The sequence below is a fragment of the Microvenator marinus genome, assembly GCF_007993755.1.
GTDB classification, from domain to species: domain Bacteria; phylum Myxococcota_A; class Bradymonadia; order Bradymonadales; family Bradymonadaceae; genus Allomicrovenator; species Allomicrovenator marinus.
In genome coordinates this window covers 881,038-907,151 of sequence record NZ_CP042467.1, presented here as the reverse complement: position 1 = coordinate 907,151, position 26,114 = coordinate 881,038, and the positions used below count along the sequence as shown (strand labels likewise).

Here is a 26,114-nt window from a genome sequence, read left to right as displayed (position 1 = left end):
TATGGCGACAAGAGTTAAATTTCCCGAAAGTGCCCGAGTCGAGATAAGCCCACAGGAGCTCGCTCCAGGACGGTTTGGCTACGTTCAAGCCATAAGCGAGGCTCTTCGAGTTCAAGGGGTTGGAGCAGATGTCGAGGAACTCGCGTGTGCGGCAGCGCTTCCGTTCACGACCTACGCTTACAATCCGGAGATCAACAAACACGAGGATCCACGCCGTCACTCGTGGCTCGCGGAACATTTCTCCAATTACGGAGTGTTTGAGAGCGTTTCGTACTACACCGGCGCCAACGTGATGGTCGTCAACGAAATTGCGGACGCGGAACATTGGGATTTGATTCGCTTTGAACTCTCGCTTGGTCGCCCGCTGATCTCAACCGGTTGGGGGCGGGCTGATGGCCCGGTCATAATCACGGGTTACCGAGACGGCGAGCGAAAGGTCGTCACGGTTTGGGACGGGGCCGAGAGAGACGTGATCCTGAGCGGCCGCCCACAACTCGATTCCGAAGTTTTTGTGAACTTCCTGGTGGTTGTGCGCGCCGATGCGCGCGTTCAAGTCGAGGACTCTGCGCGCGAACGGATGCGTCACGGTGCGCTGAAATGGGCGGTCCAACACGGCAACAAATGGACGGAGTTCTTCCACGAATCCCGCGAGAATTATCTGGTAGGAAAGGCAGGTGCTGAGTTCATCGCGAACGTGGCCAAGTCCGAGCTCGAAGCCGAAGAGGCAGAATGGTTTGCCTCGCATTTAGGCTGCCGAATTCCCTCGTTGAAAAGTGCAAGAGCTCTCTTGAATTGGGATCCGAGTTTGGGAGATGTCGCGAACGAACTCATTGCAGCAGCCGAGCTCTGGGAGAAGTGCGAGTACGACCAAGCTCTCGAGCGTGAACGGCTTGCCCTAAGCGCTCTCGAAATGCGCTTGAGCGAACTCCAGCCATCTTCGTAACTCTTCGTAGTCGCCGCGTTCAGCGACGCTCTCTACGACCAGATCCATCACGGCTCGTGCGTCGTCATTGAGCGGCTCGGTGTCACGTGCACGTCTGGCGGCAATCAACATCCACTCTGCCTTCTTATGGGCGCCGGCATAACGAGCAAGGCTCCAGAACCCGCACGAGGGGGCCGGTGAACGGTCCACCCATTTATGGAAAAGGGCGGTTGATTCGGAGGCTGGGCTTTCACTAGAAATCTCTTCCAACCAAAAAGCCACCCATGGGCGAAGCTCGTGGTCTTCTGGTGTAGCCAACTGGGCCTTCAGGCCATCTAGCGTCAGGTTGTCGGGCCCTTGAGCCCGGTCCGCATCACTAAGCGTCGCGAGCTCCGAATGTTCTTCGAGCGCACGGATCCGATTCTCGATCTCAAGGTCGGCAAAGGGTTGAAGTGATTCGCGAATGCGCTCGAGCTCGTCTTCGTCCAAGACTTCAGGCGCAAAAGAGAGCGCAACTCTGGCTAGCTTCTTAACTTCATCCACCTCTAGTCGCGCTTCTGGCCTTGCCTTGGCGGCTAGCTGTGCCTCGTCTGAAAGAAAGTCCCAAACCCGAATTCGGTCAAATTTCGAAGGGCTCGATGCCATGGCTGGAGCCCACCAAAGCGCTTCATCAATATTGAGTTGAAAAGCAGGCCGCGCCTTCAAGAAGCTCCTCGCCTCTTCGCGGGCGCCGGCGTGGGCCAAGGCGGCCCCAGCCCTTAGTTTGTAGGCGTCCGTAGGCGTGAGAGTCATCGCGGATTTCCAGAGCGCGGCAGCTTCGCGCCACTTCAACTTCTTTTCCAAAAGGTGGGCATGGGTCGCCAAGGGAAGGGCCGAGTGCGGGAGCAATGACGAAACGACTTTGGCAATCTCCAGACACACACCGATTTGGTTATCGCGCGCGGCTGCGCACTGTTCCAAAACCGCATACAAGGCCTTTGGTGAATCTGAGAGTTTTGCGTGCAAATTTAGAACACCACGCGCTCGTTTTTGGAGCTTTCCTTCAAAACAAATCAAGAGAAATGCTGCACAAAGGTGGTCCCACCCTCGCTCCATTTCGGCCTTTTCCCATGCGGTGCTCAGGCTTGTGATGCGGTCACATGCGGCCACCCAATCTGCCGCGCCCACGCCAATTCGGGTGGTCTTTAACCACCACTGAATGGCCGGCATGTGACGTGCCAAGGCTTCCGACGCAAATGTGTCCAACGCGTCGAGATGGGTATCGATATGAGGATAGTCGGTCAACGTGTCACCAGTCCGAGAGTTGGCAATCGCTCGAGTCTTTTGCGGACGAAATGATAGGTCTCAAAGAGTCTGTCGAGCTCGGGCTTAGCTTTGATCGCCGAAACGTCTGCGTTTTCGAGGCGATTGAGGGGGCCTTCGACTTTTTCTGTGAGCTCAAGCCGAATCAACTCGAGTTCCTTTCGTTGTATCTGCGCCGTCTCCTCATTCGCCGAGATCGTAAACGAATGAATGTCGGAGCGAAGGCGGTCGATTGCATCTCTTAGTGTGGCTTTCAGGTTTTCCACGTGCGAGTCGGGATCCGAGTGCGACGCGAACCTGAACTCGTCCTGACTTAGGCTCTCCCACGTGGCTTGAATCTGGTTGAAATGCTGAGTCCAAGCCGCCTGGTTCGCCCCATCATACGCGGCTCTGGCCGCCTTCTCGCCGTCTTCGAGGCGCTGCCGCCATTCATCGGTGCTCAGGCCGAGTTGGCGTTTTCCATCACCGCGAAACACGATGCGTTTGACCCCGTTCAAGAGCATTTCATATCGCTCCCATGCGGGTGTGAGCGCACTCTCACGGTTGCGATAGGTATCCAGCACATCTTCTAGCCTGAGCAGGAGCGCCTGGAGTTTTTCGAGGTCCGTGCGCGCGGCCTCACGAATGCCTGCTACCAAGGGGTCGGTAGCGTTTCTGAAATACCGAGCTTCGTTGCCCCAGAGTTCCTTGGCAATGATCTCGACTTCGCCCAAGATGGCCTCGGCCGCCGACCAATCTTTGAGTTCGCGCGCTTGAGGCGCCTCGATCTGAGCCCAGAAGCGCTGTCCAAGCACTTCTCCTTCGGCCACAATCGTCATGGTTTCGTCCACGTTCAGTTTGAGCTCGACCGGCGTACCAGGTTCCGTCTCTGGGGGAATCGAAAGATGAATGGTGCGAATCGGATAGCGGTTTTGATAGAGGCGCAGCAGTAGCGCACCGGAGCGGTCTGCCGTGTAGAACCGGAACTCACCACCGGAAGGAAGGCTCGTTCCGCGCTCCATCAGAAGCTGCCTTTCTGGGCGATGGTCACGCACAACTTCTAGATAGATATCTTTCGCGAGCACGCTCAGGTTTGAGAGAGCGCTTCCAGATGGCCTGTAGCGGTCGGGATCGCCGCGGTATACCTCGAGTTCAAAGCCGATGAGTTCGTCGCCATCTGCGTCGCATAACTCAAGCCTAAATCGGTGTTCACCTTCATCGGCGAGCTGAATTTCCTCAAATGCGACCTCAATTTCGTCGTCTTCGCCATTGGCTCTTACCAGAGCGACAACATCTCCAGCCTGATTGATAAGTGCCGCGGTCTTAACCGCCCGTCCTAGCTCGGGTTGAAGCAGAATCTCGGCAAAAATATCGATCGTGGACTCATGGGTGTACGTGTTGGATTTGACGTGCAAAGTAGCGTCTTGCTCAACGATTTGGAGCCCTCCAAGCGTCGCCGCATAGACGGCAGCTCCAAGCGCCACGCAGGTGTCCGGCTCGTCTTGCATAGGAACACCGGCTTTGGATTGCCCTGAGCAAAACGCTTCTTTGACCTTTTCCTTCACGAGTGGAACGTGGGTAGAGCCACCGACCAGCAAGACGAAGTCGATGTCCGCCAGCGTCACCGCAGCGCGCTCCTGGCTCTTCTCTAACGCCCGATGTGCACAGGCGATGGACTGGTCGACGAGGTCTGCGACGAGGTTTTCGAACTCTTCGCGACTGTATTCGAGTTCAAGTGAAACCGAGTTGCCGTCGTGGTCCTCAAAGAGGTCTCGGCGCGCTACGTAGTGGACTTCGGTGGTGCTCAGGGCTTCTTTGACCTCTTGGGCCAACTTCGTGAGTAAGAAGAAGCGAACGGCGTCGTCTGAAGACTCCGAGATGTTGAGGTCGAGAGAGTAGCCCATTTCAACAAGAGTTTTGCGGAAATGCTCCGCGAGCCGTTTGTCAAAATCATCACCTCCGAGGAAGTTGTCGCCGTCAATCCCCAACACTTGGTACTCGCCGTGCAGACTTCGGATAACCGAGACATCAAAGGTGCCGCCGCCAAGGTCGTAGACAAGGAAGTTTGCATCCGAGATGCCGTGCTTCCAGGCATAGTACATGGCGGCCGCGGTAGGCTCCTGGATTAGGCTCTTGACCTCCAAACCGGCGAGTTCTCCCGCCCGTTTCGTGGCTTCGATTTGTGGCGCGTCAAAGTACGCAGGGACCGTGATCACCGCAGCATCAAAGGTGATGGGCTTCTCGGGCCGTGACTCAAATTGTTGCCGCGCGCCAGCGACCAGACCTTTGAGGATCTCAGCTGAAAACTCTTCTGGGAGAAGCTTGTGCTCCCCAAGAGTGGTGGTTTGCGTTGCCCCCATCTTCCGCTTGATGGAAGAAACCGGGTAGGGCGCGATGGCGCGTCGGTTCCAAGCGTCCCAGCCGCTGACAAACTCAGAGTTATGGTTGATCCCAACCACGGAGGGATAGGTCTTTCGCTTGAATCGATCTTCCCAGAGGACGGCTTCGCTGCCATCGGTAGACAAGAGTGCGAGCGCCGAGTTCGTGGTGCCGAGGTCGATTCCAACTACACGTTTGTACTGAGTCATTTTTTGAAATCCAATTTGGGCTGCAATTCTAGAATGTTGAGTTTTTTGAGTGAGGGTTTGAAGTCGAGCGCATTGAGCCGAGGCAGGGTCTTCTCAAGCCGAGGCAAGACCGGTGGAAGCCGTGAAATCAAGACGTCTATGCTCGACGGGTCCGCGTTTGAAGGCCTTGGGTGCGCCATCAACGCGAGGCGTACGCGGTCCTCGTCCAAAAGCGTCAGAGACTCCCACGCCTCCTGAATTCTGGCCTTCTCCTCCGGAGATGCACGTTGAATGCGCCGCCGCAGCTCTTTCGTGAGTTGCGCGGAGTCGAGCCGAGGATCCACTTCCAAAAAGTCATAAGGGTTCTCTTTCATTCGAGCTCCACTTCAAACCGTGTGGCTTCTACTTCGAGCCTTGCTTGTGCCTCTTGAAGCCGCTCTGAGAACGGGTGCAGATCTTGAGCGTCTTTGAGTTGTATCCCGGCTTTTTTGAGAATCTTCTCTGGCTCGCCGGTTCTCTTGGTCAAAGTCGGGAGTTTGGAGACCTGATCGAGCAATTCATTCGCTTCGCGAATCGCGATAAAGCTCAGCAACATGGCGCTATTTCTGTGGCCTGGGCAAATCTCCAACCCCTGCCGGAGAAGAATCTCGCGCCGAGAGCCGAGGAGCGGCTCTGCCTGAAAGACCAGAAAATCTGCGCATCGCGAGTTCTGCCCCACGAGTATGTCTTCGTTGAGTCGGGAAAAAAGCACGTCATTTGCGGGAGCACAGAGCTCGATGAGTTCGTCAAAAAACGGCTCGCGGTCTCTTTCGATGCGACGAAGAGACCACGCGAACTCAACCGCTTCGCCCACCGTATCGATGACCAGCGCATCAGGCCAAGAGAGGATCTCACCGAGCTCAACCATCCGCGCGAAGGGTCGACGCATGGTCTCGGCGTTCGCGTTGTTGACATCGAAGTGTGTGAGCGATTCGCGAAGCTCACTTCCCGGAATACTCAAGAGAGTGAGAAGGCTCTCCGAGGTGCCTGGCGCCCCGAATCTCGAGAGCGTCAAAAGGGCCTCATAGGCTGCCTTCAGGGCAGTTGAGTCGAGCTGGGGCGCCTTGATGAGGTCTGAGAACCAGCGGCTCGTTTCCTCCAAGACGGGGTTCAGAAGAGATGAAATGATCTCCTCGACTGGGGTCGAAGGTCCTGCAAGATCGAGCGCTAATGCGCGAAGGTACCCTGAGTGCGTCAAGTGTTGCCATGAAATCAGAGCCTGCTCTAGACAACGGTTGGCGCCGCTATAATCACGCATCTCAAGCAGGTCGGACCTAAGCCGCAAATGTAGCAGAAAAAGGTGGTGGTCCGCGCGCGGGATGAGGCCCCTTTCACGAATTCTGTCGAGGATCTTTGGCCAAGCTCTGGGCGTGGTCATGCTCTGTTCAATCAGTGGCCAGGCAGGGCTTTCCTTCAGAGCCGAAGGAAGATCACGGAGTTTTCTGCGGTCGGAATCGGTGGCTTCGATCTTCTCGTCGCTAAGGCGGAGCATGAGTTCGGGAATCACATCCTGCGCGCGAAGTGCGTTGAGCAGTGTTTGATGATGTTCCGTCCAACTCTTCATGCGTGGCTCTTCAGACTAAGGCGTCTTTTGAACAAATCTTGAACAGAAGTGCTTCCATTAAAATTCGGTCCGCGACCTTGCTCGACTTGAGCGCGTAGTCGGTCTCGAGCAACCACGTGTGGATTTGTACCAATGCTGAGCGTGAGAAACGCTCCGCGTCGCGTTGATAGTCTTTCAGGAAGAATGGGGCCACACCCACAGCCCGTGCGAGCGTGTTGCGATCGGCGCTCCTCAAAGCCGTGTCTTTGAGCTTCAGTAAGATTCGGAAATGCCGTGCGATAAGTGCCGCCAATTTGATCGGCGATTCGGTCTGCGCCATCGTGTTGAAGATCTGGAACGCACGTTCGGTGTTGCGTGCGCCAATTGCCTCGGTGAGCGCGAAGACCGAGTGGACGCGGGTATGGGCCACCACATGTCGTACGCATTCGAGGTCCACTTCTCGCCGCGTCTCGGAGTCTCCAAGGTAAAGATCCACGCGTTCAAGGGCGTCCACTACCAGAAAGAGCTCGGTTCCAATGGACTCCACCAAATAGGCGTTAGCGTCCGAAGTCAGCTTCAGGTTTCTATCGTTTGCATGTCTTGCGATGAACTCACCGAGTTCATCCTCGTAGAACGCCTGAAACTCATACTCTTCTGCAGCCTTGCGCAGCTTCTTGACCGCCGAGAGCCTCGCGTCGAGGCTTGAGTTCGCCGTCAGCGCGTGGATGATCAGCACCGTTGTTGGCGAAGGATCCTGGAAATATTCGGAAAACGCTTCCAACTCGGCGTTGGGCATCTCTTCCACATTTCTCAAAATCACGATTCGGCGAGGAACCATGAAGGGCAATTGCTCAGCAGCCGCGCGCACATTAGCGCCTTGGGCGTCTCGGCCACGAAATTTGTCGTGGTTGAACTCGTTCAAACCCTCTGGCGCCGCCGCCGCAACGATGGCGTCGATGGCTGACTCGAGCATGAAGGCGTCTGGACCGTGCACATAGTACACAGGGGCGAGCTTTCCTGCTTTTAGGGACTTGAAGAGCTCTCGTCTCTCATCTGCGCGCTTGTTCCGGCTCATTTTGCTTCCGCACTGGTCTTTGTATCCAACTTCGCCATCTCGTCAGCCATCTCTTTCCCGGCCTTCTCACAGGCGATGTACGCTGCACGCGCCGGAATCGAATGGCCGGACCCGCTCCCGTGGGTCGTGAGTCTTGCGCCGGCATAATCACATATCATCTCGGCCCTTGCATCCGTCATTTGGTTCATAGAGACGTCGAGGTTGCATACACAATCCATCGCCGTTTGACCCTCGATTGCAGCACCCCACGACGCCTCGAAGCCCCGTCTCTCAAGGTGCTTAACGAGGGATTGGGTCAATTCTCCCTCGGGAATCTGCCACTGAGGAGGGGTTTTGATTGTTGAAACCGCAAGGGAGCCCGGGCGATCGGGGATCGAATAATGCGCACAGGCGCTCAAGAGCAAAGCCATGACCAATAGCCATTTCATTACTCTTTTCCCCCGAACTCCAGATGGCCATCATCAATGGGCGCATGTCCAAGGGAGACCACGTCTAGAAAGTAGTTCTGATAGAGTTTCCAGGGGCGCCGATCGCCTTGCGTCGGGACGGCTCCCGCGGCGCGCCTGATATAGCCTGAATTGAAATCCACAAGCGGGGTAGGGGACACACCTTCTTCACGCGGTGCTACGGCAACCTTGGCTCCTTTGGCGTCCATCTCGTTGAGAAGGCGAGTTACCCAGCGGCCAATGAGTTCACATTTGAGCGTCCAGGACGCGTTGGTGTATCCGATAGAAATCGCAAGATTTGGAACGTCGCTGACCATCGTGCCTTTGTAGAGCATGTGGCGGCCAGGTTTGAGCTCCTCCGAGTCCACAAATATCTTGGCTCCACCCAACATTTCAACCTTGAGGCCCGTGGCGCTGACCACGATATCAGCCTCTAAGATCTGCCCCGACTTGAGTAGGATTCCATTAGGTAGAAATCGCTCGATTTTGTCCGTAACCACTTCGGCTTTCTCACTCACAAGAGCGTCGAAGAGGTCATCGTCCGGCACGAAACATACCCGTTGTTCCCAGGGGTTGTAGGGAGGGGAAAAGTGGCGTTCCACGTCAACTTTGTGGCCGATCTTCTCCTTAAGCGCGTCGATAAGATATTTTCGAACCATCTGAGGATAGCGCTTGGAGAGGCCGAAGAAGAGTGCAGCCACACTGATATTCTTCCAGCGGGTCAGGTCGGAGCCTACGTTATCACCCAGAAGCCCACGGAACTTCTCCGAAATCGTGTCCACGCTCGGCAGCGACATCACGTAAGTGGGTGTGCGCTGCAACATCACGACGTGCGCGGCCTTTTTCGCGAGCTCAGGTACTAGCGTAACCGCTGTGGCGCCGCTGCCGATGACCACGACTCGCTTGTTGGAATAGTCCAACTCCTCGGGCCAGAACTGGGGGTGGATGAACTCGCCTTCAAAGGTGTCTACACCCTCGAAATTGGGCGTGTAGGCTTGGTCGTACGAATAATAGCCGGAGCAGCACCAGACGAAGTTCGCCAGGAATTTTACCTCATCGCCGTCTTTCTGAGCCGTGATTTCCCAGAGTGCTTTTGAGGAGTCCCAACTTAGGCTGGTGACGCGAGTTCCGAACTCAATCTTCGAATCGAGCCCATAATGAGCGGCAGTCTCCCTGACGTACTCTCGGATTGAAGGACCGTCGGCGATGGCTTTGGGATCATTCCACGGGTAGAAAGAGTACCCAAGAGTGTGCATGTCGGAGTCTGAGCGGATTCCTGGGTAGCGAAAGAGGTCCCACGTGCCGCCGATAGCGTCTCGCCCCTCGAGGATGCAGAAGCTCTTTTGCGGGCAATTGGCGCCCAGATAGTGCCCCGCAGCAATGCCAGAGAGGCCAGCACCTATAACGATCACGTCGAATTCTTTCACTTTTTGCTCTCAGGTTTAGGAGGCTCAGGTGCGACCTTTTTCTCGATTTCTTCCCAGTCCACGCGGCCAATCTCGTCGAGGGAATCCTTATCCTTCATAAGTTCGCGGATGCGCGGATCTGCAAGGAGCGTGATGTAATCGTCCGAGATCGCAGCGTCGGTCAGGGTCTTATCGGCGAGGAGCGGCTTGATAGTACTTTTGCGCAATACGTCAGCCGCTCTTGGGTTTTCACGTATGATCCCGAGCTTTGAGCTTTCTTTGGCCCAATGATGGACCCGAATCATGCGTAAAACGCGCACCAGATCAGGAAGGTGCCACGGGGCCAGGACGTTATGAGCCTTCACAAATGCCGTGGTGTGTCCGTCTCTCATACGCAAGCGATCATCGGGGTCGTGCTTTTTGAGGCCAGCCTCGAAGAATAGAGCGACGAAGATCAGCAAGTAGATGATCACAGCCGCTTTCAGAGTGCCAACGAGCGCGCCGCCAACACGGTCTGTGGTGCTCAACGTATCTGAAGCAGCCCGCATGGTCTTGATTCCCAACCAACCCGCGAGCGAGATCGCCGCGTAGATAAGGATTCCGGCGAGGAAGAGGCAAAAGCCTTCGACGAAGGGCGCGGCAACTTCGGATTCGCCGAAAATCGCGTGACGGATCAGCGCGGCCACAAAGGGGCCCGCGAACATCACCGCAAATACGGCTCCCACGCGTATAGCCTGGCTCAAGAGTCCCGCCCTCCAACCAAGGTAAGTCAGCGCCAGAAAGACCAGCGCTGAAGCCACATCAACGGTCACGCGGGGCTCCCATCCGTGCCTTCTAGGTGCTTGTAGACTCGAACGCGACCAAGCAGAGCTTCGAGCTCCTCGCCATCAAGCACTTCCACGTCCTTGAGGTGTTCGGACATTTCCACGAGAAGCTCGCGATTCTCCCGAAGAATGTTGAGCGTGCGCTCGTACATCGCGTCAATGATCGAGCGGACTTCTCTGTCGATCGCGACGGCTGTCTCTTCGGAGTATTGACGGCTGCTTGCGCCCATCTGGCCCAGATACGTATCGGTGCTATCCGAGTAGCTCACGTTGCCGAGGTTTCCGCTCATGCCGTAGTCCGTGACGATGCGCCGCGCGATGTTCGTGACGCGCTGCAGGTCGTTTGAGGCGCCCGTTGAGATATCATCAAACATGATATCTTCAGCAGCACGCCCTCCAAGTAGACCACAGATCCTGGCGTAGAGTTCACGCTTGGTCATCAAATAGCGATCCTCAATCGGGACTTGCAGCGTGTATCCAAGCGCCGCAGCGCCGCGCGATACGATCGAGACCTTGTGGACGCGCTCGCCGGCCTCCAAGGCCTTGGTGACGATGGCGTGCCCGGATTCGTGATAGGCGACGATATTCTTCTCTTTCGGGCTCAGGCGGCGAGTCTTCTTCTCCAGTCCGCCGATCACGCGCTCGATCGCTTCGTTGAAATCGCTCAGCTCGACGTGATCCTTTCCGTTGCGGGCGGCCAAGAGCGCGGCTTCATTGACCACGTTCGCAAGGTCAGCTCCTACGAAGCCGGGGGTTTGGTCGGCCAATGTTTGCAGGCTCACGCTCGGGTCCATTTTCACCTTTCTGGCGTGAACTTTGAGGATTTCGAGGCGTCCTTTGACGTCTGGCCTGTCCACGACAACCTGGCGGTCGAATCGTCCGGCACGCAGTAGGGCAGGGTCCAAGACTTCAGGGCGATTTGTGGCTGCGAGGATGATCACGTTCGTATTGGAGTCGAATCCGTCCATTTCAACGAGCAGGGCGTTGAGCGTCTGTTCGCGTTCTTCGTTACTCTGAATGGCGTTTCCGCGCGACTTACCGATGGCATCGAGTTCGTCCACGAAGATGATACACGGAGCGTGTTTAGTGGCCTGGGCGAAGAGGTCTCTCACTCGCGCCGCGCCAACACCCACAAACATTTCTACAAAGTCCGATCCGCTCAGATTGAAGAACGGAACCCCGGCTTCGCCAGCAACTGCGCGGGCGAGCAGGGTTTTTCCTGTTCCGGGAGGGCCGACCAACAAGACGCCCTTTGGCACTTTGCCACCAAGTCGGGTGTATTTGTCAGGTTCTGCCAAGAAGTGCACGATTTCGCCAAGCTCCTCTTTGGCCTCGTCACAGCCGGCCACGTCTGAGAATGTAACGCCTGTGACTTTTTCGAGATTGAGTTTGGCGTTGGTCTTTCCGAAGTTCGCGGCGGGGTTTGCGCCATCCGGACCACTCATGCGCCTCATGATCCAAGGCCAGAGGAGCAGCAGCAGAAGTAGCGGCAGGAACCAGAATGCGGTTTCACTCGCGCAGCCAGACGAATAGCGAGCGTCGTACTTTACCCCGTTTGCTTCGAGCAAAGGGATGAGCGATTCGTCGTCTTTTACAAGGCTAGAGCGCCAGGCTTTGAAGTCCGCCTCACCCTCTTTGGCGTCAGCCTTCTCTTCTTCAGTCTTTCCTTCGGCCTTTTCCGTATAACTATCTACCGGTGTGGCGATGATCACTTGATCTTGGATCAAGACATCTTTGACATCCCCAGCTTGAATATGTGTTTTCAGCTCCGAGTAGGTGACGATCTTGTGCCCGGTGACCATCGGGCTATCGAGCATAAGGAGGAGTCCGACGGTGATAAACATCAGGAACGCGAAGATCAGTCCGCGTTTCGGGAAAAAACTAGGTTCCTGATTGTTCTCAGGTTTTTTAGAGCTCATGAGTATCTCTCAAGGGTTGACGCGAAATCGACGCCTTTCGCGACTATATAGAATAAGTCCCGTGCCACCAAAGTTGTTCCGCCATCTACAAGTTCAAGTGAAATTCGTCCATGAGGGGATTTTCCTCACGATTAATTCGAGCCAGCAGTTGACATCCAATTTGCCCAGTGCTAACTACCTGCGCCTTGTTTGGCGGCGAAAGCCCACGAAGAATTAGACAATTTCAGACATAACGTCTACGGCAGGATGAAAGATGGCAAACACTAAATCGGCGATGAAGCGTATCCGTACAAACGAGATTCGTCGTCAGCGTAACAAAGAAATTCGTTCCAAAGTTCGAACCATCCTCAAGAAGTTCGATGCGACGGTTGAAGCCGGTGATCAAGCACAAGCTCAAGAGGCTTACCAAACTGCAGTGTCGGCACTCGACCGTGCTGCTGCAAAAGGTGTGATTCCAAGTGCACGCGCATCACGCAAAGTTTCACGTATGGCTGTCCGTCTTCAAGCACTTGGTGCCTAAGACCCTTCAGTCACTCCTGCTTCTTGCAGGGGTCCTCAGCGGCTGCAGCAACGACTCTTTTGGTCGTTTCGATGCGCCGAACCCCGCACAACACGAATTGTGTCTGGAGGCGATGTTCCCATTCGAGCCAAGCTTTCTTACGGCACGGGTGCGTCAGGGGTCCGTTGGGCTCTTTATGCAGGGAGAGAGCGGTCCCTACCGGGACCAAGACCTCGTCTACATCGAGATCTTTGACCAGGAGACGCTTACTCATACGCTCGGGGCGCCTGGAGACTTCGAGTCTAGTGCGATAGCCGAGGTCGAATGGATGCAGACGTGTCCAGATGTGGTGGAAAGCCTCTACGTGGCGGGTTCGCTAAATCTAGACAGCCTAGAGACCGGCGACGGAGGCATCGTGTCCGGCACCATCGACGGTCAACTCATGAGTCGACGCAGCGGTGACTTCGTCTCAGACTTTAATGGAGATTTCTTCATCGAAGTCCAGAAAGGCCCACCCTACGAAGAATTCTACTGAATTGAGTTAGAGGGGCTCGACGAATTCGAAATCGTCGACCGGACCTTTTCCCTGTCGAATGACCGTCGGATAGTCCGTGGTGAAATCGATCACCGTTGAAGGAGCAGGGGCGAGGTAGCCACCGTCGATCACGATATCGATGGCGTGCCCGTAGAGGTTCTCAATGGTCCAAGGATCTGCGATGAGCTCACCGTCTCCGAGCGTGGCACTCGTGGTGGTGATCGGATTTCCGAGGGCGTCCACGATGGCCAGGGGGATCGCCGCATCTGGTACGCGAATCCCAACCGTCTTGCGCTTCTCCAACATCACTTTTGGAACGAGCTTTGTCGCTTCGAGCACAAAGGTGTAGGGGCCCGGAAGCAAGCGACGCATCGTCCGATACGCAAAGTCGCTGATGAAGGCGTACTCAGAAATATTAGAGAGGTCTCTGCAGATAAATGAAAGTGGGCTGTGGTCTGGCGCGGACTTGATCTCGCTGACCAATTTGTAAAGGCGCTGAACCGCATCCTTGTTCATGATATCGCACCCAATCCCGTAGACGGTGTCGGTCGGATAGGCCACGAGGCCGCCCTTTTTCAGGGCATCCACCACGTGTTGAACTTTTCTCGGTTGAGGATGCTCAGCTTGCATTTCGATGATCATGATTTTCCACCCGGTAGCGTAATCTCAGGCTTCTTAGGGTGAGCCTTGTAGAAGACTAGCGTTTTTCCGATGAGTTGGACGAGTTGTGCCCCGGTTTGCTCAAAGAGTGCTTCTGCAACACTTTGGGTCTCGTCGGCATCATGTACTTTGACTTTGACAAGCTCATGGGCCAAGAGCGCCGATTCAAAGTTTTTTACTAGAGCCTCGGTGACGCCATTCTGGCCCACAAGCACGATCGGGTTCAGGTGATGCGCAAGCGAGCGTAAGTATCGACGGTCCTTACTCTTTAGTTTTGGACTGAGTCGAGTCACAAGGCCGGTATCATGGTTGTCGTTTTCATCTATCGTCATAAAAATAGCCCAGAAATGAGTCGGAGCGATTTAACACGTCATTCCGCGCTTAACAACGCGCAAGTGGTCCGTTATTGTGCGCACCGATCTGGCGAATTTGGAGTTCTAAGGTGAAGTTTTGTCCGACATGTAATTCAACTTTCACGGGGGCTGAGACGTTTTGTCCAAAGGACGGGACGCGGCTAGAGGAGCCTCGGAAGGGTGAGCTCGTCGGGGCATCGCTCGGAAACGCTGTGAAACTCGAGACGCTCCAGTTCACTGACGTCATGGCGGAGCGCTACCTCGGCCGCATTCTCGAGGGCAAACGACCGTGTTATGTGACTGTCTTCAACCGGCGGTTTACGCCCAGCCAGAATGCGCCGCGCTTGGTCGAAACGGCTCGTGCAAAGGTTGGCACGCCGGTACCAAAGCAGTTGTCTACGCTACTTCAGGTTCGTTTCGATCATTTCCCAGCGTTCGTGATTGAGACCGCGCCGCGCGGTCCAAGCCTTCGCTCTTTGCTCGAAGCGCGTGGGAAACTAGACTGGCGAGAAGCCGCCCGAATCGCCTCCAATGTGGCCAGGATTATCGAATGGCTGAACGGACAGGGCGTCACCCATCACGGACTTCACCCCGGATCAATCTTCGTCACCGACCTCGCCAAGGGGCAGGTTCAGCTCGGCGAATGGTATTCCGAGGACGCCCAATGGGTGGACAATCCCCTGCAAACGCTCTCTACCACTCCTGAGCGGTTCGTGGGCTATGTGGCGTATATGGCGCCGGAGCTTGCGTACCAGGCGCGAAGTGCAGATCTGCGCTCGGCCGTCTACTCCCTTGGCGTGTTGCTCTTCGAACTCATCGTTGGCGCACAGCCGTTTGTGGGAGGGACTCCAGCCGAGGTCTTGCGTGCACAGTTGGCGGATCTACCCCCGAAGGTATCGGCCGCAAGTGGCGTCTCCGATATTCCGGCGGACCTCGACCAAATCGTGGAGATGATGTTGTCAAAGGCGCCGGATGCGCGCTTTCAGGCCCCTGCAGCCATTATTGGTGCGTTGGCGAGCATTTTGGGGGAAGAGCCTTCAATTCTAGCGCCCGCCATAGAAAGGGATGAGGAACAGGAAGAGAACGACCACTACGCCACGATTGAGATGAGTTCGGTAGACCGAGATTCCATTCCGGGGCTCTCGGACACGTTGGCGCTAATGGGGCGTGGCTCAGAGACGATTCAAAGTCCAGTGGCGCTCAATCAGTCTAAGGGCGGGGCTGAAGAGGAAGAACGTGGCCCGATGAAGACGCTCATGATGGGCAACGTGTCCGAGATATTTAAGCAAGATGCCGAGACCTCAGACGAGGTCACACGCGAGAATGAGGAGGCGCCGGCAGCTCAATGGATTCGAAAGGGGTCGTCGGCCGAGGTGCAATCCGTCTCTAAGGAGAGTGTGTCCGAAGACGAAAAGGATGCTGAAGAGACGCCGACTAAGGAGTCCAAGCCGCTTCCGCAAGATTCTGGCATGACGCTCAAGATGACGCCCGTGGATGAGACGGGAGAACGAGTCGCAGAGCCGTCAGACGCAGAGGAAGTTGAAGAAGAGACCGCTCAGCCCGAGGAGGCTGAGCCGCAGCCTGAGACTGAAAAGATGGAGGTTGCGAAGGTTGAGGTCGATCCCACTTTGGTGGAAGAACCGGAGCCCACGCCGGAGCCTGAACCGACGCCCGAACCTGAGCCCGAGCCTGCAGAAGAACCTGAGCCCGAGCCTACCAAAGAACCTGAGCCCGAACCCGCGCCCGAGCCAGTCAAGGAATCCGTAAAGGATCAGGTCAAGCCATTAAAGAACGAGGGATTTGAAATCGGGTCTCTTGCGGTCAAGCAGCCTGAAACGGTGACCGATGACTGGTTCTCTCGCTCTACTGAGCAAGCGTGGGACGAGTCAGTAGCCGAGGAGATTGCTGAGCAGGCCGAGAAGAGCAATCGATTTGCTGTAACCGCCGTAATCATCACAATGCTTCTGGTCGGAGTGGGTTTCTGGGTGTGGGTCAACTACTTTGCCGCGTCAGACGAGGTGGTTGAAAAGCCCGAGGAGCCACCGGTCACGGAAGTCAAAACGGTGGATCTAGCTGAGATCAAAGACCGTTTTGACCGTGGAATCAAAGAGGGCAGGGTCATCCGGCCGATTTCGAATTCGGCGATGAGCGCGCTCAATGAGCTCAAGCGTCATGGGCCCGAATCCGAGACTTATGAAAACGCGAGAAAAGAGTTTGTGAACCTCACTCGCACGGACGGTGAGAAGGCGTACAAAGAGGGGAACCTAGCGCTTGCTCAGGCGCTAGTGGGTTACTCGAGCGAGTTTGATCCTGAAGATTCAGAGCTTCGTGCACTGGCCGAAAAGTATCATTCCGAATACCTACAGGCTCAAGAGAACCCGGAAAACCCGCCTGTAGAGGAGCCAGTAGAAGCCGTTGAGGCGCCAGTAGTCGAGCCTGAAGAGACCAAGGCGCCCGAGCCAAAGAACGAATCAAAGCCTGCAGAAAAGAAGACGACTCAGCCTGAAAAGACTGAGCCGGCTCCTGCCGTGGATAACTCAAAACTTCTGAGCGAGGCCAAGTCCGCATACTCAAGGGGGGATCTGAACCGCGCACAAGAACTCTACAAAACCCTTTTGGCATCGGATGGGAATAATCATCAGGTTCATGCTGGGCTGGGTCAGGTCTATTTCGACCGAGCACTCTACAACGACGCAGTCAAGCATCAGCGTCAGGCACTAACGCTGAAGCCCGGTCGCACGGATTATCAAATCAATCTTGGACAGTCGTACTATCGTCTGGGCCGCTTCCAGGACGCGATCAACGTCTGGGAAGAAGTTCTCAAGCGTGAGCCGAACAATAAGAACGCGAAACAGTATATTGAACTTGCGAAACGGCGATTGAACTAGAGCAACGCTTTTTTCTCAAAGACCAAAATGGCGTTCGAGTCGGGTAGCGACACGGGGTGCATATGCTCGTCGAAGAGGTCGATTTTATCCTTGAGTCCCTGAATGTAGCCCTCTTGTAGGTACGAGCCGTCCGTGACCTCAACGCTTCTGCACTCGGCCCCTAACCACGCGACAATCGCCTCTTGATACTCTTCATAGGGCAAGACTCCATATTGCTCGCGGACTTCGTAGGGAAAGCTCTCCGGGCCCCACGTGTAGCAATAGAGAAACTCCATCGCGTCTGGGGCAAAGGTCCGAACCGTGACCTCATCGATCCACTCTCCAAAGATTTTTCGGCCTTCAAATTGTTCCTGAAAGAGCCGAAAGAATTCGGGTCCGTCTGGGTCTTTGAAGCGAATGTAGCGTGGCTCATCAGGAGGCATGATTCCGTCACGTATGATGATTCGTCCACCAGGTTTGAGCACCCTAAACGCCGACCGTAAAAGGTCGCGAACTGACTCAAGTCTAAACTTTTCTTTCGAGTTTTTACCCGTGTCATATTCAATATAAGAATAGATCTCATGAAGCAGTGAGCAAAATATCAATGCATCGCAAGAGGACTGGTTAAAGTGCGTTTCAAGGTGAAATGCATCTCCCTCCAAAACTTCCCAACGGTGTCCTTCGATTTCGCGACGAGATTGCAAGGACTCTACGACCAATTTTGAGATGTCGATCCCCGCAATTCGGGAGCTCGGAAATCTGGCTTCCAAGAGATCGAGGACCACGCCTCCACCTGGCCCAACTTCTACGATGAGTCCCGGGTTAACTGGAACATAATCGAGCATTCTCTCCTTGTCGGAGCGTGCCGAGTTCATGTGCAATAGATAGGTGTTCTCGTTGGATATTCGGTCGAACTCGTCTTTTCGAAGCCCGTAGAGGTCGCATAGTCCCTTCAGGGTGGCATGAAATGCGGCGTTAGATTTCCTTTCGTAAAGCGGCAAAAGCGTGAGAAGTGCCCGGGCCTCCTCGCTCGCCTCAAACTTGATGTTCAGGGCGTCTTTCGAGCCAATCTGCGCCTTGAGGCCTCCGAGAGCGTGCTCTTTGGAATCAAAACCATGTTGAATCAATTGGTCGATATCGGCCTGTCGGAGCAGGGTCTCAATCAAACGAACTCGGTAGGGCGAACTTGGGTCCGAGGCACGGTCGAGGTCGCGGACTAGCCCAATGAACGTGATGTTTGGGAGTCTTGAAGCGAGTGCACCTGCCAGCAGTTTGATCTGGGATTCTGGGGAGAGAGAGCTCGTCGCAACTTCCATGTACCATAGTGAAGTTTGCCGCAGGCGCTCACAGATGGCCTCCAGTGTCTCTACGCTCAAGCCCTTGACCACGCGCAGTGCCTCTTCCTCGGGCTCTCCAGCACGAATTCTCCCTGCTCTCAACCGGCAGATTCGGTCGAAGAGCCAGCGGCGCTGCGCGTTCTCCCAGAGCGGGTCTTCTCTTGGCACACTCGCTTCGCATTTCAAGAGTTCGTCGAACGCGGCTTGAGTTCCCTTTGCAATCTGATTTAGTAGGCTCTCGACTGCCATAAACTCAAAGCGCAAGGAGTCCGTCATGAGTCCTTCACGGACGCCAGCTGTATCGCAGAGGTTCACAAGATGTAGGCATTTATGGATGAGGTCGTAGGCCCGTTCTGTTGAATCAAGGGCGAGCATTTTTGAGATTTCGGGCGCGAGTGAGCGACAATCCTCTATCCAGGAGTCGAACGCTGTAAGTGGTGCTTCGCCGCGCGTACACTGGCCCACAAGACCATGGCTTCTGATTAAGGCGAGCACAAGCCGCTCAAAACACTCAGGTAGGCCAAAGGGCTTGAGCAGGCCCTTGGCCTCTACGATGTCTGCCGATGCTTCGTTATGAATCGAAAGGTCGGGACGAATCGTCTTCCAGTGAGCCCGCATCTCGGCAGACCCTCCCTTGGTAAAGTCTAGAAAGAGGAAAGCCGCACGGCATACTCTGTCCAAGCCGTGCTCAAAAAGTGTGGCGAGTCCATCAACCTCGGCTCGAAACGCATCTGGACTCAACGAGTGATCTCTTTGGAAGACCCCTATGTCGTCGATCTCAAGACCCCTGAGCTTTCGCGCGAGGCAACGGTCGACGAGGTGTTCGAGAAGCGGCATCGACTCTTTCGTTTGTCCAATTATCTCGTGCTCTGTGGTGATGGTATCGGGGTTGTGGTGGCAAAGGGCACCGAGGTCTGGCCAGAGCGAGAGGACGCGCGCTCTGAGAGCGGAACCCTGAGTCGAGAAGAGTGGCGTCAGGGCGCCAACCATGGATTCGGCGCTGTCTAAGAGGTGTTTTGGAAGGTCCTTCTCACTTGCCAGTTCTAGTTGCTTGATCGCGTGTTCACGCCAAAAGAGTTCGGCTGCGGCTGATTTCGCGTCAATGCAAGCAGATGAGGCCAGGATCTGCTCAATTGCATCCAAGGGTAGGTATGAAAAGAGACCTTTGAGTTCGGCCGCTTTGACCCACGTCTGAAGTTCCTGATCGTAGGGGGGGCACTTGAACGTCCACTCCAGCGCGTGAACCCTCCGGGCGAGTTCGTTCGAGCTTAGGCCAAAGGAGGCTTCAAACCAATCTTGGAGGGTGGAAGGGTCGGATTGCCCTAAGAGTGCCGAAAATATCGTGTATTCGGAATGAGGCACGCAAAAAACCTATGGCGCTTGAAGGACCAAGTTCACCATAGATTCATGCGTTGGACAACTGAACTTAGGCAGGTTTAGGTGCCCATGCTGTGCAGTAGCCTTTGGGGTGGATAGGCCCTTTAACCACGGTGCATCCGCCACATTGTGCGCCACCCGTTGGTTGGGTGTAGAGGGCACATCCGTCACATGGTTTGGCTGGGTCTGGGGTCTTGTCCACGTACTTGAGGGATTCGCGTGTTGCTTTATCGGCATCATTCAAGCCCGACACGTCATTGCATGAGAAGTCGCCAGACGCCGCTTGCTTCTTGGTGTCGCCAGCCCCTTTGGTTGCGCCCGCGTCACCTTCGCTCTTACAACCCGCAAGAAGGTAGCCGAGTGTGAGTGTTGCGGCCGCCGTGTAAGCGGTCTTCTCGAGAAAGTTTCTTCGTGTAATTTCGCTCTTCATCATTCTGCTCCTATGGAAGAGGTTCGCGTCATCATCGGTGCTTTTGTATGCTCAGGCAAGAAAGTTCTTGGGATCCTTTCTAGTATTCCGTCACCGAACTCGTCATAAAGCCCGAGTCGGTCCATATGGACGTACCCAATGAAGCAGCCGCAGGTCTGGTTGGTACACGAGCGGGGCTTCAGGCATGAAGCGAACGACGAATCATAGATATTCCCGATGGGCTCTCGAATAAAATGACATCGCCGTGCGTCTCCGTTCCCATCTACACTAAATGATGTCTCGCCTGCCTGGCAAGCGCCGCCCAATGATGGGTGGTAGACGGTGTTTAACCGGAAATACGGGTCGATCTCTTCAAAGGCGCGAATGTCCTCAGGCCTGTAGTACTTGGGGTCGCGCTTAAATGCGTTGATCCAAAGATAGCGATTGGGCCTTAGGAGAGATCTCAACTTCTGGATGTTTTCGAGCTCTTCTTTGAATCCAACTACGCCGACACTATAGGATGCGCCAATCGCATCGAGCTCGAAGCATTTTTCGACAAAACGCTCCATGGAGGTTTGTGTCGGATGCCAAGTCATCCAAAACCCAACCTTTTGAAGGTTTGCTTCTTTTACCCAGGATGTGGATGTGGAGAAATTTGTCTGGATGGCGACCTTCCAAACGTTTGGAAGGTGCGAGAGTCGAACCATCGCCTCGCGATAGTATTTTCGTATCAAGGCCTCGCCCCAAGGGGTAAAGAAGACGCCAATCTCTTGGTCGGGCCTTGCTTCCACCCACGTCACAAAACGCTCGAGTTCGTCGCGGTCTTTCGCGAGCTCGCTGCGCGTGTTGGAAGTCTTTGCGAAGGGGCAGTAGTCGCACGCGTAATTGCAGCTCGAAAGAGAACCGCGATAGAGAATAGACCAACGCTTCATCGTAGTTCGAACTCCTCGGAGAGTGATTTCACCTTATGGGATGTGAGCCATGGACCGATGGCGTCGGACCACTCCAGTCCCAGCGACGTAAGGCGCATTCCCTCTTGAGTCCTCTCGCTGATTCCATCGTCGACTAGCTCCTGGAGCTCCGGAAAGTCAGACTCCGGTTCGCTACCAAATCGGCTCGCGTAGGTGGCGTCGAGGAGCGTCTCATCGCTGAGGAGCGAAAGGATGATGTGGCGGCGTTTCTGGTCGTCTACATTTAGCTCAAACCCGTAATTCGCGTGGATATGCGCGTGGTCTGGTCGTTCCACAAAGTCTTGTATGATTCCTTTGACGGAAGGCCGTCCCACTGCGAATTCCGTGGAGTAGTGAAGGCTGCTTGTGTAGGAGCGGGCTCCAACTCCGAGGCCCACCATACCATCTGCCTGACAAGCGTAGGGCGGTCCTTCGGGCGCAATGGCATCAGAACGGCGAAACATCCGCATGGAGAGTTGGTGATAGCCCTGCTCAAGCAAGAGGTCGCGCCCAACGCGGTAGAGGGTCTGCCGGAAGTCGTCCCATTCAGCATCCGTGCGGCCGAGCCCGGTGAGCGGGCGGACGTAAAGTGGATAGAGATAGATTTCTTCTGGCGCGTATTTGAGGGCTTCGTGAAGCGAATGCTTGAAGGTTTCAGGGGTCTGGTTCTCGATTCCGTAGATCAGGTCGATGTTCATGATGTCGAAGCCCGTGTTGCGCATGAGATCGAGGGCTTGATGCGCCAGTTCAGCAGACTGGGGCCGGCGAAGCGACTTGGTTTCGGACTCGATAAAACTCTGGATTCCAACGCTGATTCGGTTAACTCCAGCGGCCTTGAGGTAATCGAGTTTTTTTCGCGATATGGTGGCTGGAGAGACCTCGATCGCCACGGGAACGTCCAACGGGTTCACGAACGCTGAAAGGCTTGAAAAGACCCGTTCAAGTTGAGGAATCTCCAAGATGGACGGGGTTCCGCCTCCGATTGCAATTCGTGCAAAGCGAGCGTCAGGTAGTTCTTCTCGAATTAGCGCAGCTTGCCGCTCAAAAGCGTCACAATAGGCCTCTTGAAGCGTGTCCTTGGCGCTCGCCAGGGTGAAGAGATTGCAGAACCCGCATCGCATCTCGCAAAACGGGATATGGGCATAGAGGAAAAGCCCGGACTGGTCCTCGTTCTCCCAGACGTCGCTCAGCCGCCTCGGCACGAAATTTCGATAGGCGGTCTTGTGAGGATAGGAGTAGGCGTAGGCCTGATACGGGCCTGCCTGCTTGGCCAAATCCCATGTGGTGCGTCTAGAACTCATGAGTTCTCCAGAAGGAAATCGAAATAAGGCACGTTCATGACCGAGCTCAGGCCGTTACGGTGTCCGTAGAAGCCATCTTCGCCATATGCAGTGCCATGGTCGCCAAAAACGGCCCCGAACACGCGTGAGCGGCGCTTGAGTGCGTCCAGAAGTATCGGGAAGGTGCTGTCCACGTACCGCAACGCCGCCCTGTGGCTCTCAAGGCCATCGGTTTGGCAATCCGGCAGGTAGTGGCAATTCGGCTGATGAATTGCCGAAACGTTGATGAAGAGAAAGTGTGGGGCGTCGGATTCGGCCAGAACTTCGGCTGCTCGTTCGAATTGCAATTGCGCCGAATTTCTGGACGTAACACCCCAGCTCGGCTTCCACTCTGATTCATCAAAAAGCCCTGGCAGCACGCTTCCGAGCGCCGTTTGTTTGTTGAAGAAACCTACGCCACCAATGCAATGCGTCCTGTAGCCGGACTTTGAGAGGGCTTCGGGGAGCGTCGCTTCTTCAAAGGTGAACGTGTTTGGTGCCGTGGTTTCACTGCCGGGAAATCGTGCGGCAAAGAGCCTTGGGTGGGGTCCGGGCTTGGCCAGCGTGGGCAAGAAGCCGCTGAAGAATGCGTGATGAGCAGCGTACGTAAACGAGCCGGGACTATGACGTTCTTCCCATCCTGTTGAGGGCATCAACTTGGAAATGTTTGGCAACTCGCCCTTCCAAAACGCGTCTTGAGCCACGTCCCATCGAAGCGTATCTAAGGTTATCCAGAGGATATCGGAATCCCCTACGATTTTGTTCATCTCGCGCATGTTGCGTATATACCCGAGTCTGCCGCTTGCAACGAGAGCAATTCAAAAACGCGCTGATTTTTGACCTCGATAACACCCTTTTTGATCGTGATGCGCTTGCGAGAAAAGCCTTTGTAGATCTTGGGTTTAAAGGTGATCTGCTCGAGGAAATGGTTACTTTAGATCAGGGTGGGAACTCCGATAGGCTTGCGCTTTCGGCTCGGGCAATCGAACTCCTGCCAGGGGTTTGGGAGGGGCCCGAAGACTTCTGGGACGCCTTTCGCTTCCGCGTATCAGACACCGAGTACGATGCCCGCTTGGTCGGCCTCTTGGAGCGGTTAACGAAGAGTTTTCGACTCGGCGTTCTAACCAATGGTGGCTCCGAAAATCAGCGGAGAAAGCTTCAAGGACTTGGAATTGAAGGCCTCTTTGACGAGGTTGTGATCTCCCAAGAAGTAGGCATCTCGAAGCCAAACCCGGCGATCTTTGAGTTGATAGTCGGACGCCTCGGTACCGATTTTTCTTCGTCAGTCCTTTTTGGTGACTCGCTAGAGAACGATTGCATTCCCGCACTAGAGCTAGGTATGGATGTGTTTTGGGTTCACATTGCGGTACGAGACGTAGCGTACCGTAAAGAATTGGCGGAAAATGCGGTACGAGACGTTGCGTGTCGTAATGAGCTCTCAACACTTGGAGAGCTAAGACTCACCGAGTCACTCCATGATGAGCTTGAGCGCCTACTTTCGTGAATGATTCGAGAGTAGCGTGGTAGGTGTCTTGGCCCTGATCGTTCAGAATTCCAGGGAGTAGATCTCCAAAAGCATTCGCCTCAATGATAAGCGGACGCCTGAGACCTGCGTCCCAAGCGATATCAAGCCCTGTATAGGATGCCTCAAAAGCTTTGACTGCCTGGCGAGCAAAGTCCATGGTTTGAGCCCATCTTTGAGGGCCAAGGCGACCCTGGACGAATGCCAGGTCACCTCTCTGGTTTCCGAGGTGCAGGTTCGTCATTGGATTCGTCGAAGTGCGCACCACGACGTGCGCAGGAGGCCGTTCGGTGATGGCGAGAACCCTGAGGTCCCATCCTCTTCCGGCGAAGACATCCTTAGGTATCCAAAACTCCACCAAGAGTTTGCCTACGCCGTCATGAGGATCTCCCAGCCTGTTGATGATCTCACCGATCTCCCGTTCATCGGTGTAAGTTCTGACTTTCAGAGAATTGAAGAGGTGTTTTTCGGTCAATTCAATGGACGTCGTGGCCTCAAATCGCCTGGAACGTGCGCGAAGTGCGATGACTCCACTTGCTGAGGAGCCGTATTGGGGCTTCACGAATACCCGGCCGTGTTCGTGCAGTAGTGCCGAAAGTTCTTCCCAGGTAGAAACGGTGGACAAAAGGGGCACGTGTGGCAGCCCAGCGGCCTCTAGAACCGCGTGCGCTCGCATTTTGTCCGTCATGGCGATGATGGAGGCCGGAGTGTTCACAAAGCACTCCACTAGGCTTTCAAGCCGCTCTAGCGAGGACTTGAACCCGTCAAAGAAGAGCGCTTCGTGTTCGATGACTCCGTGGGCTCTGCTAATCTGGAGGTCAATTGCCCCACGGAGCTCCGCGCCCAGCCTGATCAAGGCCTCGCGCACTACCGGGTTCTCTCCTGGAGACTCAATGCGCAAGGGGAGGTCTGGCGGGCTTTCCATCCCGGCCAAGTAGTCTTCCCATGAGATAACGTGTGGAGCGCAACCGAGAAGACTCTCATGCGCGCGGATAAAGTAGTCAGCGCGACGGTTTTCGGGGTTGCAGAGTAGGGCGAATTTCACTCAGAAACGGCAACGTATCGATAGACTTCGTCGTCGCCGTAGCTATCGCCCTCTTGTTGGTCAGCAACGTCCACATCGATTGGCAAACCACGAAGCTTCTCAACCCATTCGTCGGAGAGGTAGTGGAAGTGGACATCGAGCTTGTCCAGATTCTTGATTTTGGGATTCTCAAAAAGTGCCTTGGCGCCTTCATCGGTCAAGGTGCCCATCGAGAGGTCGAGAACCTTGATCTTGTCCAAAATACTGCCACCAGCTTCGGACACCGTGTCTACCTCGGCCCCTAGAATCTTCATCAAATCTGCTTCGCTGAGTACAGGTACGCCGAGCGACTTCGCCTTCTCCATCTTGGAGCCCGCCTTTTCGCCAGCCACAAGGTAGTCCGTGGTCTTGGAGACGCCGCTTCCAATCTTTGCGCCCATCGAGGCGAGCTGTTTTTCAGCGTCGGAGCGCTTCAGGTTGTGGAGGGTACCGGTGAGCACAAAGGTCTTGCCTTCGACCTGAACGCTCGATGCATCCGCTTTTTCAGCCACGCTTAGGGCAAAGGCGATCTTGTCGGCGATGACGGAGTTTCTAAGGCCAAGAGTCTTAAGATTCGGCCATTTTGCGCCTTCCAGGAATGGGCGCAAGTCGTGAATGGAGCCGTCAAACCCGTAGTCGTCCGTGCCGAGCCAGAGTTCCAAGTGTTCCAACGCCGGAAGGTCCGCTTTGACCACGTCGGAAATCACGCTTCGTGAGAGTCCGCCTGTCTCGACTATCAAGGTCTTAAGGCCATGATGCTTCACATTATTGAGCTCAAGGGAGTTACCACCTCGGCACTGGAAATGAACGAGGTTAGGAAACGCATTGATCACCGGTCCGAGGTCCGTTTGCTCAAGCCAGGAGATTTCACTCTCTTCATACGTGACGTCTCCGAACATGATGGCCTCGAGGCCTTTCAGAGTGTCCTTTGCCGCCAGAAGTGCTTCAACCGTGGATGACGAGTCGTCGCCTTCGAGGTCCCACGCGCCGATGACCAATGCTTTGACCTTTGATGCGTTTGGATCGGCAGCGAACTTCTCGATCATTTCGGGGACTTCATGTTGGCTATCCCAGTCTTTTCGGAGTCGGTAGACGATGCCAGTTGGATTTTGGATGCCCGTTTCCATTTCAAAGTCTTCGACAGGTTTTCCGTAGAATTCGGATAGGTTTTCACCGATGGTCATGAGTTTCTCCCAATAAA

The 26,114-nt window shown here is 55.1% G+C and carries 23 protein-coding genes; 5 read left to right on the top strand and 18 right to left on the bottom strand.

What is annotated here, in order from left to right:
* The first annotated feature begins 1 nt into the window (after position 1).
* The gene (locus FRD01_RS03885) at positions 2-943 is read left to right on the top strand and encodes a hypothetical protein (RefSeq protein WP_146957808.1); all 942 of its coding nucleotides are present in this window, start codon (positions 2-4) and stop codon (positions 941-943) included.
* Here the strand turns inward: FRD01_RS03885 and FRD01_RS03880 are convergent.
* From FRD01_RS03880 to ftsH, 9 genes are read right to left on the bottom strand one after another with little or no spacing between them, the layout of a single operon-like run.
* Positions 896-2,206 carry a hypothetical protein gene (locus FRD01_RS03880; RefSeq protein WP_146957806.1) on the bottom strand — a complete coding sequence of 437 codons (1,311 nt, stop codon included), beginning with the start codon at positions 2,204-2,206 and terminating at the stop codon, positions 896-898. The two genes, FRD01_RS03885 and FRD01_RS03880, sit on opposite strands and share 48 nt — an antisense overlap.
* Positions 2,203-4,791: an Hsp70 family protein gene (locus FRD01_RS03875; RefSeq protein WP_146957804.1), complete on the bottom strand. Its 2,589-nt coding sequence runs from the start codon at positions 4,789-4,791 to the stop codon at positions 2,203-2,205. The genes FRD01_RS03880 and FRD01_RS03875 overlap by 4 nt, the downstream gene beginning before the upstream one ends.
* Complete coding sequence (locus FRD01_RS03870) at positions 4,788-5,144, bottom strand: hypothetical protein (RefSeq protein WP_146957802.1); 357 nt, start codon at positions 5,142-5,144, stop codon at positions 4,788-4,790. The genes FRD01_RS03875 and FRD01_RS03870 overlap by 4 nt, the downstream gene beginning before the upstream one ends.
* A complete protein-coding gene (locus FRD01_RS03865) occupies positions 5,141-6,373 on the bottom strand; it encodes a hypothetical protein (protein WP_146957800.1) in 1,233 nt (410 codons plus the stop codon). Before FRD01_RS03865 ends, FRD01_RS03870 begins: the two co-directional genes overlap by 4 nt.
* A 10-nt stretch (positions 6,374-6,383) precedes the next feature.
* Positions 6,384-7,427 (bottom strand): DNA polymerase III subunit delta, encoded by a 1,044-nt coding sequence (gene holA / locus FRD01_RS03860; protein ID WP_146957798.1) that lies wholly within the window; start codon positions 7,425-7,427, stop codon positions 6,384-6,386.
* The gene (locus tag FRD01_RS03855; protein ID WP_146957796.1) at positions 7,424-7,855 is read right to left on the bottom strand and encodes a hypothetical protein; all 432 of its coding nucleotides are present in this window, start codon (positions 7,853-7,855) and stop codon (positions 7,424-7,426) included. Before FRD01_RS03855 ends, holA begins: the two co-directional genes overlap by 4 nt.
* Entirely contained in the window at positions 7,855-9,300 is a 1,446-nt protein-coding gene (locus FRD01_RS03850; RefSeq protein ID WP_146957795.1) for a flavin-containing monooxygenase, read from the bottom strand. The genes FRD01_RS03855 and FRD01_RS03850 overlap by 1 nt, the downstream gene beginning before the upstream one ends.
* Positions 9,297-10,091 carry a CvpA family protein gene (locus tag FRD01_RS03845; RefSeq protein WP_146957794.1) on the bottom strand — a complete coding sequence of 265 codons (795 nt, stop codon included), beginning with the start codon at positions 10,089-10,091 and terminating at the stop codon, positions 9,297-9,299. Before FRD01_RS03845 ends, FRD01_RS03850 begins: the two co-directional genes overlap by 4 nt.
* Entirely contained in the window at positions 10,088-12,022 is a 1,935-nt protein-coding gene (ftsH, locus tag FRD01_RS03840) for an ATP-dependent zinc metalloprotease FtsH (protein ID WP_146957793.1), read from the bottom strand. The genes FRD01_RS03845 and ftsH overlap by 4 nt, the downstream gene beginning before the upstream one ends.
* A gap of 253 nt (positions 12,023-12,275) precedes the next feature.
* Between ftsH and rpsT the strand changes: the two genes are divergently transcribed.
* Together rpsT and FRD01_RS03830 are read left to right on the top strand one after the other, a co-directional pair.
* Complete coding sequence (rpsT, locus tag FRD01_RS03835; RefSeq protein ID WP_146957792.1) at positions 12,276-12,542, top strand: 30S ribosomal protein S20; 267 nt, start codon at positions 12,276-12,278, stop codon at positions 12,540-12,542.
* On the top strand, positions 12,535-13,056 hold the full coding sequence (locus FRD01_RS03830) for a hypothetical protein (RefSeq protein ID WP_146957791.1): 522 nt from the start codon (positions 12,535-12,537) through the stop codon (positions 13,054-13,056). Before rpsT ends, FRD01_RS03830 begins: the two co-directional genes overlap by 8 nt.
* Before the next feature lie 6 nt (positions 13,057-13,062).
* Here the strand turns inward: FRD01_RS03830 and FRD01_RS03825 are convergent, their stop codons facing one another.
* Together FRD01_RS03825 and yhbY are read right to left on the bottom strand one after the other, a co-directional pair.
* Positions 13,063-13,698, bottom strand: coding sequence for an L-threonylcarbamoyladenylate synthase (locus tag FRD01_RS03825; protein WP_146957790.1), 636 nt, complete (start codon positions 13,696-13,698; stop codon positions 13,063-13,065).
* Complete coding sequence (yhbY, locus tag FRD01_RS03820) at positions 13,695-14,048, bottom strand: ribosome assembly RNA-binding protein YhbY (protein ID WP_146957789.1); 354 nt, start codon at positions 14,046-14,048, stop codon at positions 13,695-13,697. Before yhbY ends, FRD01_RS03825 begins: the two co-directional genes overlap by 4 nt.
* Positions 14,049-14,158: 110 nt before the next feature.
* Here yhbY and FRD01_RS03815 point away from each other — a divergent pair, with 110 nt between their 5' ends.
* Complete coding sequence (locus FRD01_RS03815; RefSeq protein ID WP_146957788.1) at positions 14,159-16,957, top strand: protein kinase domain-containing protein; 2,799 nt, start codon at positions 14,159-14,161, stop codon at positions 16,955-16,957.
* Here the strand turns inward: FRD01_RS03815 and FRD01_RS03810 are convergent.
* The 5 genes from FRD01_RS03810 to FRD01_RS03790 form a co-directional block, all read right to left on the bottom strand.
* On the bottom strand, positions 16,954-19,635 hold the full coding sequence (locus FRD01_RS03810) for a methyltransferase domain-containing protein (RefSeq protein ID WP_146957787.1): 2,682 nt from the start codon (positions 19,633-19,635) through the stop codon (positions 16,954-16,956). The two genes, FRD01_RS03815 and FRD01_RS03810, sit on opposite strands and share 4 nt — an antisense overlap.
* A 64-nt stretch (positions 19,636-19,699) precedes the next feature.
* Positions 19,700-20,083: a high-potential iron-sulfur protein gene (locus FRD01_RS03805; RefSeq protein ID WP_146957786.1), complete on the bottom strand. Its 384-nt coding sequence runs from the start codon at positions 20,081-20,083 to the stop codon at positions 19,700-19,702.
* Positions 20,080-20,991, bottom strand: coding sequence for an STM4011 family radical SAM protein (locus tag FRD01_RS03800; protein WP_146957785.1), 912 nt, complete (start codon positions 20,989-20,991; stop codon positions 20,080-20,082). The genes FRD01_RS03805 and FRD01_RS03800 overlap by 4 nt, the downstream gene beginning before the upstream one ends.
* Positions 20,988-22,310, bottom strand: a complete 1,323-nt coding sequence (locus FRD01_RS03795; RefSeq protein ID WP_146957784.1) for an STM4012 family radical SAM protein — start codon at positions 22,308-22,310, stop codon at positions 20,988-20,990. The genes FRD01_RS03800 and FRD01_RS03795 overlap by 4 nt, the downstream gene beginning before the upstream one ends.
* Positions 22,307-23,095, bottom strand: a complete 789-nt coding sequence (locus FRD01_RS03790; RefSeq protein ID WP_249755979.1) for an STM4013/SEN3800 family hydrolase — start codon at positions 23,093-23,095, stop codon at positions 22,307-22,309. The genes FRD01_RS03795 and FRD01_RS03790 overlap by 4 nt, the downstream gene beginning before the upstream one ends.
* Positions 23,096-23,130: 35 nt before the next feature.
* Between FRD01_RS03790 and FRD01_RS03785 the strand changes: the two genes are divergently transcribed.
* On the top strand, positions 23,131-23,832 hold the full coding sequence (locus FRD01_RS03785) for an HAD family hydrolase (protein WP_249755978.1): 702 nt from the start codon (positions 23,131-23,133) through the stop codon (positions 23,830-23,832).
* On the opposite strand, the gene FRD01_RS03780 is transcribed toward FRD01_RS03785, so the two are convergent.
* Together FRD01_RS03780 and FRD01_RS03775 are read right to left on the bottom strand one after the other, a co-directional pair.
* A complete protein-coding gene (locus tag FRD01_RS03780) occupies positions 23,789-24,895 on the bottom strand; it encodes an STM4014 family protein (protein WP_146957779.1) in 1,107 nt (368 codons plus the stop codon). The two genes, FRD01_RS03785 and FRD01_RS03780, sit on opposite strands and share 44 nt — an antisense overlap.
* Entirely contained in the window at positions 24,892-26,097 is a 1,206-nt protein-coding gene (locus FRD01_RS03775) for a BRCT domain-containing protein (protein ID WP_146957777.1), read from the bottom strand. The genes FRD01_RS03780 and FRD01_RS03775 overlap by 4 nt, the downstream gene beginning before the upstream one ends.
* Positions 26,098-26,114: the final 17 nt, after the last annotated feature.